Below are 13,348 nucleotides of genomic sequence, written 5' to 3'. Positions count from 1 at the left end.
CCTCCACCATGAGCACTCTTGGAGTCACCGCACCGCAAGGCTTCTCCGCCGCCGCCACAAGCGCGGGCCTGAAGGCATCCGGCAACCCGGATATGGCCGTCGTCATCAACGAAGGTCCCGAATTCGCCGCGGCCGCGGTTTTCACGCGCAACAAGGTCTTCGCCGCGCCTGTGAAGGTCAGCCGCGCGGCGGTGGCCGCCGGCGAACTGAAGGCTGTGGTCTTCAATTCCGGCAACGCCAACGCCTGCACTGGCGAGCAGGGGCTGCATGACGCGCAAACTATGCAGCGACTTACGGCCGAAGGTGTGGGCGCAGAGCCCGCTCAGGTGGCCGTCTGCTCCACCGGCATCATCGGCGATCTGCTGCCGATGGAGAAGGTGGAAGGCGGCATCGCGGCCGTCGTCAATCAGCTCGGCGACCACGGCGCGGACGCCGCCGAAGCCATCCGCACTACCGATACCGTCGCCAAAGAAGTGCTGGTCAAGGGCGACGGCTGGACTCTCGGCGGCATGGGCAAAGGTGCCGGCATGATGGCGCCGTCGCTGGCGACGATGCTGGTGTGCCTGACCACCGACGCGAAGGTGGAGGCCCAGGCGCTGCAGACTGCGCTGGAGCGTGCCACGGCAACCACCTTCAACACCCTGGACATCGACGGTTCCACCTCCACCAACGACACCGTCATCGCGATGGCCAACGGCGCGAGTGGGGTATCCCCGGACCAGGACGAGCTGGACGCCGCGGTGTACGAGGCCTGCGCGCAGCTGGCGGCGATGATGCAGTCCGACGCCGAGGGCGTGACCAAGCGCGTGAGCATCACCGTCGAAGGCGCCGCGGACGACGAGCAAGCACTCAACGCTGCGCGCACCATCGGCCGCGACAGCCTGGTCAAAACGGCGATGTTCGGCTCCGACCCGAACTGGGGCCGCGTGCTCGCCGCCGTCGGCATGGCGGACGCGGACATGGACGCGGACAACATCTCGGTGACCTTCAACGGCCACACCGTCTGCGAGTACTCCGCCGGGGTGCCCGGCGCGCGCGAGGTGGATCTGAGCGGGGCGGACATCGCTGTGGTGGTGGACCTGGGCACCGGTGGCGAGGGCCGCGCGACGGTGCGCACGACTGACCTGTCTCACGCCTACGTTGAGATCAACTCGGCCTACAGCAGCTAGGAGGTGGGAGAGATGATGCCGAATCTGACCAACGAGCAGCGCGCCACCGTGCTGGCGGAGGCGCTGCCGTGGCTGCAGCATTACCGCGACAAGATCGTGGTGGTCAAGTACGGCGGCAACGCCATGATCGACGAGGAATTGAAGGCCGCCTTCGCCGCCGACATGGTGTTTTTGCGCACCGTGGGCGCGAAGCCTGTGGTGGTGCACGGCGGAGGGCCGCAGATCACCCAGATGCTCGGTCGCTTGGGGCTGGACGGCGGGGAGTTCATCGGCGGGTTCCGCGTGACCACCCCGGAGATCTTGGACGTGGTGCGCATGGTGCTCTTCGGCCAGGTGGGCCGGGACCTGCTGGGCAAGATCAACTCGCACGGGCCCTACGCGGTCGGCACTTCGGGCGAGGACGCCGGGCTGTTTACCGCCAAGCAGCGCGAGGTGGTCGTCGACGGCCAGCTGCAGGACATCGGCCTGGTGGGCACGATCACGGACGTGAACCCGGAGGCGGTGATGGACATCATCGAGGCTGGCCGGATCCCGGTGGTTTCTGGCATCGCACCGGGGGAGCACGGCGAGGTGTACAACATCAACGCCGACGAGGCCGCGGGTGCGCTTGCCGCAGCGATCGGCGCCGAGCGCCTGGTGGTGCTCACCAACGTCGAGGGGCTCTACACGGACTGGCCGAACAAGGACTCGCTGCTGTCCAAGATCGAGGCGGGCGAGCTGGCCAAGATGCTGCCCGGCTTGGACACCGGCATGATCCCGAAGATGGAGGCCTGCCTCACCGCAGTCCAGGGCGGGGTGAAGGCAGCGCACGTGATCGACGGACGCGTGGCCCACTCCGTGCTGCTGGAGCTACTGACGATGGGTGGCGTTGGCACCATGGTGCTGCCGGACGACTACGACCGCGCGCACTACCCGGACGGAACGATCTTTAGAAAGGATGACGCATGAGCGAGTTTTCTTCGCGCTGGACTTCCGCGCTTTTAGACACCTACCCCGCGCCGCCGGTGGAGCTTGTTTCCGGCGAGGGCTCCACGGTCACGGACGCGGACGGCAACACCTACATCGACATGCTCGCCGGCATCGCCGTCAACGCGCTCGGCCACGCGCACCCGGCCGTCGTCGAGGCGGTGAGCGCGCAGGTGGCGACGCTTGGCCACGTGTCCAATCTCTTCGGCTCCCAGCCGGTGGTTGAGGTCGCCGAGGCGCTGCGCGCCCGGGTCGGCGACGAGACCGCGCGGGTGTTTTTCTGCAACTCCGGCGCCGAGGCCAACGAGGCCGCCTTCAAGCTCGCGCGCCTGACCGGCCGCCGCCGCATCCTCGCAGCTGAGCGCGGCTTCCACGGCCGCACCATGGGCTCGCTCGCGCTGACGGGCCAACCGGACAAGCGCGCGCCGTTCGAACCCATGCCGGCAGGCGTCGAGTTCTTCCCATACGGCGACATCGAGGCGCTCGAGACCCTGGTGCAGCAGGACCCGGGCAACACCGCCGCGATCATCCTGGAGCCCATCCAGGGCGAAACGGGGGTCATCCCCGCGCCGGAGGGCTTCATCAAAGCGGTGCGGGAACTTTGCGACGCCCACGGCATCCTGCTCATCACCGACGAGGTCCAAACCGGCGTCGGACGCACCGGCGACTTTTTTGCCTTTCAACACGAAGGCGTCCTGCCGGACGTGATCACCATGGCCAAAGGGTTGGGCGGGGGACTGCCCATCGGCGCGACCATCGCCCGTGGCAAGGCAGCGGAGCTGTTTACCCCGGGCTCGCACGGCACCACCTTCGGCGGCAACCCCGTCGCCTGCGCCGCCGCGGGGGCCGTGCTTGAGGCCATCGACGAGGACTTCCTCGCCGAGGTGCGCCGCAAGGGGCAGTTGCTTATCGACGCAGCTTCGCAGATCCCCGGTGTCACCCAGGTCCGCGGGCGCGGGCTGATGCTCGGGGTGGTGCTGGATGAGGCGGTGGCGAAGCTCGTCGTCAAGCATGGGCTTGAAGAAGGCCTGATTGTGAACGCACCGGGCGACGACGTCATCCGCCTGACACCGCCGCTGGTGATCAGCGACGATGAGATTGTTGAGGCGGTAAAGCGCCTCGCCGGCGCGATTGAAGCAGCGAAAGAACGGAGCTAAACCGATGGTCAGACACTTCCTGGCAGACGACGACCTGACACCCAACGAGCAGGCCGAGGTGCTCGCACTGGCCGCGGAACTGAAGCGCGAGCCCTTCTCGCGCCGGCCGCTCGAGGGGCCGCAATCGGTCGCCGTGCTGTTCGACAAAACCTCCACCCGCACCCGCTACTCCTTCGACGCCGGCATCGCGCAGCTCGGCGGGCACGCGATTGTCACCGAAAGCGGCAACTCGCAGATGGGCACGAAGGAGAACTACCAGGACACCGGCGCGGTGCTGTCGCGGTTTGTCGAAGCGATTGTGTGGCGCACCTACGCCCACGACAACCTGCGGGAAATGGCGGAGACGGCCACCGTCCCGATCGTCAACGCGCTGTCCGACGACCTGCACCCGTGCCAGATCCTCGCCGACCTGCAGACCGTGGTGGAGAACTTCTGCCCGGATGAGGGCCCGGCTGGGCTGAAGGGGCTCAAGGCCGTTTACCTGGGCGACGGCGACAACAACATGGCCAACTCCTACCTCATCGGGTTCGCCACCGCCGGGGTGGACATCACCGTCATCGCCCCGGACGGCTTCCAGCCGCGCGAAGAGTTCGTTGAACGCGCGCGGCGCCGCGGCGAGGAAACCGGAGCGACAGTCGCCGTGACCTCGGATATCGCGGCCGCGGAGGGTGCGAACGTGGTCATCACGGACACGTGGGTGTCCATGGGCATGGAGGAAGACGGCAAGGACCGCCGCACGCCGTTTTTGCCGTACCAGGTGGATGCTGCCCTGATGTCGCGCGCGGCTGAGGATGCAATATTCTTGCATTGCCTTCCCGCGTACCGTGGGAGCGAAGTCGCCGCGGACGTCATCGACGGGCCGCAATCGCGCGTCTTTGATGAAGCGGAAAACCGCCTGCACGCCCAAAAGGCGCTGCTGGCCTGGCTTTTGGAGCACCAAGTATGACCCAACCTGTATCCCGCACCGCGCGGCAGGCGAGAATCCTCGAGCTGCTCGAATCAACCCGCGTGTCCTCCCAGGTGCAGTTGTCTGAGCTACTGCTGGACGAGGGCATCGACATCACCCAAGCCACCCTCTCGCGCGACCTGGATGAGCTCGGCGCGAAGAAGGTGCGCCCCCGCGCGGGCGGCCGCGCCTACTACACCGTGGGCGGCGAGGCAGATTCGCTTGAGACGGCGCACTCCGGCCCGCGCGAGAAGCTGCGCCGCATGATCGAGGAGCTGGTGGTCTCCGTGGACTACTCCGGGCAGCTCGCTGTGGTGCGCACGCCGCCCGGCGCCGCCCAGTATCTAGCCAGCTACATCGACCGCGTGGGTCTGGACCAGGTGGTCGGCTCCATCGCTGGCGATGACACGGTTTTCGTGCTCGCCCGCGAACCGATCACCGGCAGGGAGCTGGCGCAGCAGCTGTTCGGGCTGAAGGAAACTGTCGGCGAATAGACATCGCCGTGCCGATCGCATAATTTTACGTACACTGAATAATTCTGAATCGTCCTGGAATTCGAAGGAGATCTTTCACCATGACTAACCGCGTTGTGCTCGCGTACTCGGGCGGCCTTGACACCTCTGTCGCCATCCCTTACCTCGCTGAAATGACCGGCGGCGAGGTCATCGCCGTCTCCCTGGACCTGGGCCAGGGCGGCGAGGACATGGAGTCCGTGCGCCAGCGCGCGCTGGACTGCGGCGCTGTGGAGTCCATTGTGGTGGACGCCAAGGACGAGTTCGCCGAGGAGTACTGCCTGCCCACCATCAAGGCCAACGGCATGTACCAGGGCGAGTACCCGCTGGTTTCCGCCATTTCCCGCCCGCTGATTGTCAAGCACCTGGTGCAGGCTGGCCACAAGTTCGGCGGCACCCACGTCGCCCACGGCTGCACCGGCAAGGGCAACGACCAGGTCCGCTTCGAGGTCGGCTTCCTCAACCAGGACCCGGACCTGGAGATCATCGCCCCGGCACGCGACTACGCGTGGACCCGCGACAAGGCCATCGAGTACGCCGAGGGCAAGGACCTGCCCATCGAGCAGTCTGCGGCATCGCCGTTTTCCATCGACCAGAACGTCTGGGGCCGCGCGGTTGAGACCGGCTTTTTGGAGGACCTGTGGAACCCGCCGACAAAGGACCTCTACGCCTACACCGAGGACCCGGCACTGGGCAACGCCCCGGACGAGGTGATCATCTCCTTCGAGGCAGGTAAGCCGGTGGCTATCGACGGCCGCAAGGTCACCGTCCTCGAGGCCATCGAGGAGATGAACCGCCGCGCCGGCGCCCAGGGCATCGGCCGCCTGGACATGGTGGAGGACCGCCTGGTGGGCATCAAGTCCCGCGAGGTCTACGAGGCTCCGGGCGCAGTGGCCCTGATCACCGCGCACAAGGCGCTTGAGGACGTCACCGTCGAGCGCGAGCTGGCCCGCTACAAGCGCCTCATCGACGCCCGCTGGTCCGAGGAGGTCTACGACGGTCTCTGGTTCGGCCCGCTGAAGCGCTCCCTGGACGCGTTCATCGAGTCCACCCAGGAGCACGTCACCGGCGATATCCGCATGGTGCTGCACGCCGGCACCGCCACCGTCAACGGCCGCCGCTCCAACCACTCCCTGTACGACTTCAACCTGGCCACCTACGACACCGGCGACAGCTTCGACCAGACCCTGGCAAAGGGCTTTGTGCGCCTGCACGGCCTTTCCTCCCAGATCGCCAACAAGCGCGATAGGGCGGCTGCCGCCTCCCAGGAGAAGTAGGGATGGAACAGCACAAGACCAACGAGGGCGCGCTGTGGGGAGGCCGTTTCTCCGGCGGCCCTTCGGAGGCGATGTTCGCCCTGTCCGTCTCCACGCACTTCGACTGGGTGCTCGCGCCTTACGACGTGCTCGCCTCCAAGGCGCACGCGAAGGTGCTCAACAGGGCGGGTTTGCTTAGCGACGAAGACCTCACGGTGATGCTCGACGGACTCGACAAACTCGGCCGCGATGTCGCCGACGGCTCGTTCGGCCCGCTGCCCACCGATGAGGATGTGCACGGCGCGATGGAGCGCGGCCTGATCGACCGCGTCGGCCCCGAGGTTGGCGGCCGCCTGCGCGCGGGCCGGTCCCGCAACGACCAGGTCGCGGCGATGTTCCGCATGTGGCTGCGCGACGCACTCCGCGGCGTGGCCCAGGACGTCTCTGACCTGATCGACGCGATTGTCCAGCAGGCCGAGGCCCACCCGGACGCGATCATGCCGGGCAAGACCCACTTCCAGGCCGCGCAGCCGATCCTGCTCGCGCACTCGCTTTTGGCCCACGCCCAGCCGCTGCTGCGCGACTTAGAGCGCATCCAGGACGCGGACAAGCGCCTGGCCGTTTCGCCGTACGGCTCCGGTGCGCTGGCGGGCTCCTCGCTGCACCTGGACCCGGAGGCGATCGCCGAGGAGCTCGGCTTCGCCTCCGCCACAGACAACTCGCTCGACGGCACCGCCTCGCGCGATTTCGCCGCCGAGTCGGCGTACGTGCTGGCGCAGATCGCCATCGACGTCTCCCGCTTCGCCGAAGAGATCATCGCCTGGTCCACGCCGGAGTTCGGCTACGTCACACTGCACGATGCGTGGTCCACGGGCTCGTCGATCATGCCGCAGAAGAAGAACCCGGACGTACCGGAGCTCGCCCGCGGCAAGGCTGGACGCTTGATTGGCAACCTCACCGGGCTACTGGCCACGCTGAAGGCCATGCCGCTGGCGTACAACCGCGACCTGCAGGAGGACAAGGAGCCGCTGGTGGACTCGGTGACCCAGCTGTCGATTCTCTTGCCGGCGTTCACCGGCCTGGTGTCCACGCTTTCGTTCCACGAGGACCGCATGCGCGAGCTCGCCCCGGCGGGCTTCACGCTGGCGACGGATCTGGCCGAGTGGATGGTGCGCCAGGGGGTGCCGTTCCGCGAGGCCCACGAGGCGTCCGGCGCCTGCGTCCGCATCGCGGAGTCCCGCGGCGTGGATTTGGTCGACCTCACGGACGAGGAACTGCAAAGCGTCGATAAGCGTTTGCTCCCTGAGGTCCGCGAAGTGCTCACCGTCGACGGTGCGGTGGCATCCCGCGACACCCGCGGCGGCACCGCCCGCCCGCGCGTGGAGGAGCAGCGCGAGCGTGTGCGCGAGGCGAACAAGGCCGCGCGCGAGTGGGCGACAACGCCGGTGCGCGCGCAGTAGTTCGTCGATTGCGGCGCGCATGTCGGCTCGGCCATTTAGCATGTGAGCTATGAGTGTGCCGAGCAGCCATGACGCCAAGCCCCGGGGACGGAAAGTCTCCGTGGTGCTTGGCGTCATTTTAGTTGGGGTGGTTATCGCCGCCGTCGCGCTGGGACGGGGGCTGCTGCCCTTCGGCGGCGGTGACGCCGACGGCGGGGGCGGGGGCGGGGGAGCGGCCGGCGGTTCCGGCGGGTCCGGCGGCAAGCTGACGCAGCTGCACGGCGTGATCGGCTCCGAAAAGCGGGCCTACTTCGAAGACCCCGACGTGGTGGCTCGGCTGGAGGAGCTGGGGTACAGCGTCAGCGTCACCACCGCCGGCTCGCGCCAGATCGCCACCACCACGGATATTGCGGAGCAGGACTTCGTCTTCCCGTCGTCGGCGCCCGCGACACAGAAGGTGCGCGAGCAGGGCAGCGGCTACTCCGTGGACTTCCCGTTCTTCACGCCGATGGCGGTGGCGAGCTGGAAGCCGATCGCCGACCTGCTCGTGGCGGAAGGGGTGGTCAGCGAGCAAAACGGCGCGTACACCCTGGACGTGAACAAATACATGGACCTGGCCCGCTCCGGCAAACGTTGGCGTGATCTGGGCGAGGCGTACCCGTCGCCACGCAATGTGCAGATCCGCTCCACGGACATCCGCACCTCCAACTCCGCGGCGATGTACCTGTCGCTGCTGGCGTGGGAGGTGGCCGAGCGCGACCCGGAGCGCGGAGGCGACGTCGGGTACCTTATCGACGAGATCGCCCCGTTTTTCACCGCGCAAGGCTACAGCGAGGCGTCCTCGTCCGGCCCGTTCACGGACTACCTGAGCCAGGGCATCGGCGCGGCGCCCATGGTGATGGTCTACGAGGCGCAGTTCTTGGGCGAGCAGATGCGGCCGAACTCGCGCATCCGGGACGACATGGTGCTGCTGCACTTGAGCCCCACCGTGCTCGCGAACCACGGCATTGTCGGTGTCTCGGAGGGCGGCAAGGAGCTCGGTCGCCTGCTGTCGAACGACCCGCAGCTGCAGCAGCTCGCCGCGCGCCACGGGTTCCGCCCCGCGAACTCCGGCAGCTTGGCGCAGGAACTCGAGGACCGCGGTCTCGAAGCGCCTTCCGACTACGTCAATTCCATCGACCCGCCCTCCTACGACAGGCTCGAGCAGCTCATCGACGGAGTGGGACAACGCTACGCCGGAGCGCCCGCGCCGGTGAAGGAGGACGACCAATGAAACGCCTATTCGCGGCGCTCGCCGCCCTGATGTCGCTCATGCTCGCCTCGTGCGTCTCGCTCGACGGCGGCACTTCCGGTTCCTCGGGCTTCGGCGCTGGCTCCGGTTCCGGCAAGCCGGCGGACCTGACCATCGTCGCCGCGACAGAGCTGAAGGATCTCGAGGGCCTGGTCGACCAGGCCGCCAAGGACCTCGGCTTCTCCATCGACATGCAATTTCCCGGCGGCACCCTGGACAACTCGCAGACCCTCAAGCGCGGCGACTTCGACGGAAAAGTGGACGCCACCTGGTTCGCCACCAACCGCTACGTCAACCTCATCGGAGCCACCGACAAACTCGACGGCGAGACGAAGATCGCCACCAGCCCCGTCGCTTTCGGAGTGTGGGAGGACAGCGCCAAGCGCCTCGGCTGGGACGCGAAGCAGCCCACGTGGGCGGAGTTCGCCGAGGCCGCGGAGGCCGGGGAGTTCAGCTTCGGCATGACCAACCCGCAGGCGTCCAACTCCGGGTTCTCCGCGCTGGTCGCCGTTGCCACCGCGCTGGCGGACACCGGCGACGCCATCGCGCCGGCGGACCTGGAGCGCGTGGGCCCGCGCCTCGAGCAGCTGTTCCAGGCCCAAACCATGGTCTCCGGGTCCTCCGGGTGGTTGGCCGAGGCGTTCGCCGACGACCCGGAGCGCGCGGACGCGATCGTCAACTACGAGTCCACGCTGCACCAGATGCGCCAGCAGGGCCAGCCCATCGAGGTCGTGGTCCCGGCGGACGGCGTGATCTCCGCGGATTACCCGCTGTCCGCGCTCGCGCAGCCGGCGAATACGGACGCGCGGGAGCGCGTCGAAAAGCTTGCGAATTGGCTCCTCGAGCACCAGCCCGACATCGCGGACACCTTCCGCAGGCCGGTGACGCAGGTGGACAACCTGCCCGCGGAGATCGCGGACCAGCAGGTCATCGAGCTGCCGTTCCCCGCGAACGAAAGTGTGGTGGACGAGCTGCTGTACGCCTACGACAACTCCTACCGCCAGCCCGGCACTACCACGTTTGTGCTGGACACCTCGGGTTCGATGGAGGGCCAACGCATCGCGTCGCTGAAAGACATCATGCATTCGCTTATCGACGGCTCCGCTTCCACCCTCACCGGCGACGTCTCCCTGCGCGACCGGGAGAACGTCACGCTGCAGTCCTTCGACAGTCGGCCGAATGACCCGGTCACCGCGCGGTTCTCCCACGAGGACCCGGCGGCGGCAGCTGCGCTGACCAAGTACGTGGACGGGCTCAGCGCCAGCGGCTCCACGGCGATGTACCAGACGTTGCTGGAAGCGCTGCGGGAGACGGATCCGGCCGGCGGTATCCCGTCGATAGTCCTGCTCAGCGACGGCCAAGACACCGTCGGGCCCCGCTTTTCCAAGTTCAAGGAGGAATACGAGCAGCTGCCGGCCGCACAGCGGTCCGTGCCGGTGTTTGTGATCCTCTACGGCGACGCTAGCGAGTCGGAGATGCGTGAACTGGCGGAGCTGACCGGCGGCGAAGTGTTCGACGCGCTCGGCGGCGACCTCGCGGCGGCGTTTAAGGAGATCCGTGGCTTCCAATAATGTTTCAGGCAACGCGTTCGCCCGCTACTTCGCGTCGCCGAAGAACCAGGTCGGGCTGGTGCTTGCCATCCTGGTGGTTGTTCTGCACCTGGTGGTGGGTATCGGTGTCTACTGGCCGGTGGCGGCGCTGGCGGCCTACGGCGCGGGCGCGGCGCTGACCCCCGCGCGCACCCCAAAGGAGCTGCCCGTGGCGCCGGCGGAGCCCACCCCGGTGGTGCTGGAGCGGTCGCTGCAGGAGACCTCCAGGCGTTTGGGTGGCGCCCGCCCGCCGCGCCAGGTGATGGCCCAGGCGCGTGCGCTCGAAGACACTGTCCGGTTCGTGCTCTCGGAGTGGGAGCACCTGGAACCTACCCCGGAGCACCGCCAGACGATTTGGAATGTGGTGAAGGTGTACTACCCGGAGGTCGTCGATACGTATCTCGATGCCCCGCAGTACCGCGACGCCTCCGCAGTGCGGGTGGTCGTGGACTCGCTGACCACGCTCACCCGCGCCGCAGGAAGGGTGCGGCAGGGCATCTTGGACGACAACCTGCGGGCGATGGACTCCCAAGCGCAGTTCCTGCGGGAGGAGCTCGGGGAGTTGCCCGGACTCGACGACAGCTACCGCGGCGGCGACGGGTACGATCCGAAACCATGAGTCTGGATCCGAAGCTTCTCAGCGTCCTCGCGTGCCCCAAGGACAAGGGCCCGCTGGAGTACAACCAGGAAAAGCAGCTCCTGGTCAACGAACGCCTCGGAATTGCCTATCGCATCGACGACGGCATCCCGGTTTTGCTCATCGACGAAGCAGAGCCCTACACCCCCGCGAACTAGAAGAAAGCGACCATGACTTCCACCAACATCATTGATGAGCTGACCTGGCGAGGGCTGATCAACCAGTCCACCGACCTAGACAACCTGCGCGAAGCCGCGCAAGCGCCGATCACCCTGTACTGCGGCTTCGACCCGACCGGCCCGTCGCTGCACGCCGGCCACCTCGTGCCGCTTCTGATGCTGCGCCGCTTCCAGGAGGCCGGCCACACACCGATCGTGCTGGCCGGCGGCGCCACCGGCATGATAGGCGATCCGCGCGACGTAGGGGAGCGGTCCATGAACTCCGCGGACACCGTGAAGGATTGGGCGGAGCGCATCTCCGGCCAGCTCAAGCGCTTCGTGCACTTCGACGGCGACAACGCCGCGAAGCTGGTCAACAACAACGACTGGACCAAGGACCTCAGCGCGATCGAGTTCCTGCGCGACATCGGCAAGCACTTCTCCCTGTCCACCATGCTGGGCCGCGAGACGGTGAAGCGACGCCTGGAAAACGACGGCATCTCCTACACCGAGTTCTCCTACATGCTGCTGCAGGCCAACGATTTTGTGCAGCTGCGCCGCGAGCACGACTGCATCCTGCAGATCGGCGGCGGCGACCAGTGGGGCAACCTCGTGGCCGGCGTCGACCTGAACCGACGCATCGACGGCGCGCAGACCCACGCGCTGACCGTTCCGCTGGTCACGGATTCCGAGGGCAAGAAGTTTGGCAAGTCCACCGGCGGCGGGTCCCTGTGGCTCGACCCAGAGATGACCAGCCCGTACACCTGGTACCAGTACTTCGTCAACACCGCGGACGCCGACGTGATCCGCTACCTGCGCTGGTTCACTTTCTTGGACCAGGAGGAGCTCTCCCGCCTCGAGGTCGAGGTGGAGGAGCGCCCGTTCAAGCGCGAGGCGCAGCGTCGCCTCGCGCAGGAGATGACGGATCTGGTCCATGGCGTCGAGGCGCGTGAGGCAGTCGAGCTCGCATCCCAGGCGCTGTTCGGCCGCGCCGAGCTTGCGGATCTGGACGAGGCGACCCTTGCCGCGTCCGTCTCCGAGACCGACGTCTTCGAGTTCTCCGGCGAGACCACCATCGTGGATCTGCTCGTCGGCGCAGGTCTCGCGGATTCCAAGGGTGCCGCCCGCCGTTCCATCAAGGAGGGTGGCGCGTACGTGAACAACGTCCGCATCGAGGACGAGTCGTGGGCACCCACCGACGACGACTTCCTCCACGGGTCCTGGCTGGTGCTGCGCCGCGGCAAAAAGAACTTCGCGGGAGCAAAACGCGTGTAGCACCCAGCTTTACGACGAGCTAACGCCCAGGCCAGATTTCCCCTCTGGCCTGGGCGTTTTGTGTTGTGATTGGCTTCGTGGTTATATATCCATCCGTTGCTTCTGAGCGGTTCGGCCGCTTGGAGGGAATGGTTTAAGTGAATAGGGGTTACGTTCTGGTTAACCGGGGTTTAACGTGAGTTTGACTTTTGGTTGGTTGGTTGTGTAGCTTCTGACGAAGCCGCTTTTTCCGGCTGGGGCCGTGTTTGGTTCTGGTTGGCAGGTGTGCTGGTGTTGTTTGAGAACTCGATAGTGTGCCAATGTACTTTTGTTGCGTGGGTGTGTTTGCCTGCCTTGTTTTGTGCACTGTGTGGTGTGTGCCCTGTTGTGGGTGTGTGCCGGTGGTGGCGTGGTTGAATTCCAATGATGGATCGCGTCATCTTTTTTGGTTCATAGTGTGCGTGGGGTGTGGTTGAACATGTTTCACGTATTTTTTTGGCCAGCCTCCTTTGTGCCCCGTCGGGTTGGGGGTTGGTTGTTTGAACCTTTGTAATTTTTGGATTTTGCCAGTCCAGCACTTTGTGTTGGTTGGTTTGTTTTTGGTTGGGTTTGGGCTTTTCACGGCCTGTTTCTGCTGAAACTGTTTTTGTGGAGAGTTTGATCCTGGCTCAGGATGAACGCTGGCGGCGTGCTTAACACATGCAAGTCGAACGGAAAGGCTCCTGCTTGCAGGGGTACTCGAGTGGCGAACGGGTGAGTAACACGTGGGTGATCTGCCCTGCACTTCGGGATAAGCCTGGGAAACTGGGTCTAATACCGGATAGGACGATGGTTTGGATGCCATTGTGGAAAGTTTTTCGGTGTGGGATGAGCTCGCGGCCTATCAGCTTGTTGGTGGGGTAATGGCCTACCAAGGCGTCGACGGGTAGCCGGCCTGAGAGGGTGTACGGCCACATTGGGACTGAGATACGGCC

General features: G+C 66.2%; 12 protein-coding genes and 1 rRNA gene. All 13 read left to right on the top strand.

Features of this window, described 5'->3' with window-relative positions; all coding sequences use genetic code 11:
• Positions 1-8: 8 nt before the first annotated feature.
• Positions 9-1,169: a bifunctional glutamate N-acetyltransferase/amino-acid acetyltransferase ArgJ gene (gene argJ / locus MHY23_RS06105; protein WP_239306825.1), complete on the top strand. Its 1,161-nt coding sequence runs from the start codon at positions 9-11 to the stop codon at positions 1,167-1,169.
• Between the two features lie 12 nt (positions 1,170-1,181).
• Positions 1,182-2,117 carry an acetylglutamate kinase gene (gene argB, locus MHY23_RS06100; protein ID WP_239306824.1) on the top strand — a complete coding sequence of 312 codons (936 nt, stop codon included), beginning with the start codon at positions 1,182-1,184 and terminating at the stop codon, positions 2,115-2,117.
• A complete protein-coding gene (locus tag MHY23_RS06095; protein WP_239306823.1) occupies positions 2,114-3,292 on the top strand; it encodes an acetylornithine transaminase in 1,179 nt (392 codons plus the stop codon). Before argB ends, MHY23_RS06095 begins: the two co-directional genes overlap by 4 nt.
• A gap of 4 nt (positions 3,293-3,296) precedes the next feature.
• A complete protein-coding gene (gene argF / locus MHY23_RS06090) occupies positions 3,297-4,238 on the top strand; it encodes an ornithine carbamoyltransferase (protein ID WP_239306822.1) in 942 nt (313 codons plus the stop codon).
• Positions 4,235-4,732: an arginine repressor gene (locus MHY23_RS06085; RefSeq protein ID WP_239306821.1), complete on the top strand. Its 498-nt coding sequence runs from the start codon at positions 4,235-4,237 to the stop codon at positions 4,730-4,732. The genes argF and MHY23_RS06085 overlap by 4 nt, the downstream gene beginning before the upstream one ends.
• 80 nt (positions 4,733-4,812) lie before the next feature.
• Complete coding sequence (locus MHY23_RS06080) at positions 4,813-6,027, top strand: argininosuccinate synthase (protein WP_239306820.1); 1,215 nt, start codon at positions 4,813-4,815, stop codon at positions 6,025-6,027.
• Positions 6,028-6,029: 2 nt separating this feature from the next.
• Entirely contained in the window at positions 6,030-7,466 is a 1,437-nt protein-coding gene (argH, locus tag MHY23_RS06075) for an argininosuccinate lyase (protein ID WP_239306819.1), read from the top strand.
• Positions 7,467-7,515: 49 nt separating this feature from the next.
• A complete protein-coding gene (locus MHY23_RS06070) occupies positions 7,516-8,718 on the top strand; it encodes a hypothetical protein (protein WP_239306818.1) in 1,203 nt (400 codons plus the stop codon).
• Entirely contained in the window at positions 8,715-10,307 is a 1,593-nt protein-coding gene (locus MHY23_RS06065; RefSeq protein ID WP_239306817.1) for an extracellular solute-binding protein, read from the top strand. The genes MHY23_RS06070 and MHY23_RS06065 overlap by 4 nt, the downstream gene beginning before the upstream one ends.
• Complete coding sequence (locus MHY23_RS06060) at positions 10,294-10,944, top strand: hypothetical protein (RefSeq protein WP_181888368.1); 651 nt, start codon at positions 10,294-10,296, stop codon at positions 10,942-10,944. Before MHY23_RS06065 ends, MHY23_RS06060 begins: the two co-directional genes overlap by 14 nt.
• Positions 10,941-11,120, top strand: a complete 180-nt coding sequence (locus MHY23_RS06055; protein WP_181888369.1) for a Trm112 family protein — start codon at positions 10,941-10,943, stop codon at positions 11,118-11,120. The genes MHY23_RS06060 and MHY23_RS06055 overlap by 4 nt, the downstream gene beginning before the upstream one ends.
• 12 nt (positions 11,121-11,132) lie before the next feature.
• The gene (gene tyrS, locus MHY23_RS06050) at positions 11,133-12,395 is read left to right on the top strand and encodes a tyrosine--tRNA ligase (RefSeq protein ID WP_239306816.1); all 1,263 of its coding nucleotides are present in this window, start codon (positions 11,133-11,135) and stop codon (positions 12,393-12,395) included.
• Between the two features lie 624 nt (positions 12,396-13,019).
• Positions 13,020-13,348, top strand: a 16S ribosomal RNA gene (locus MHY23_RS06045); the annotation flags it as partial.

The organism is Corynebacterium sp. ACRQP (genome assembly GCF_022345915.1).
Taxonomy (GTDB): domain Bacteria; phylum Actinomycetota; class Actinomycetes; order Mycobacteriales; family Mycobacteriaceae; genus Corynebacterium; species Corynebacterium lehmanniae.
Note: the sequence above shows the minus strand (reverse complement) of the source record. Positions and strands in the feature narration are given on the sequence as shown.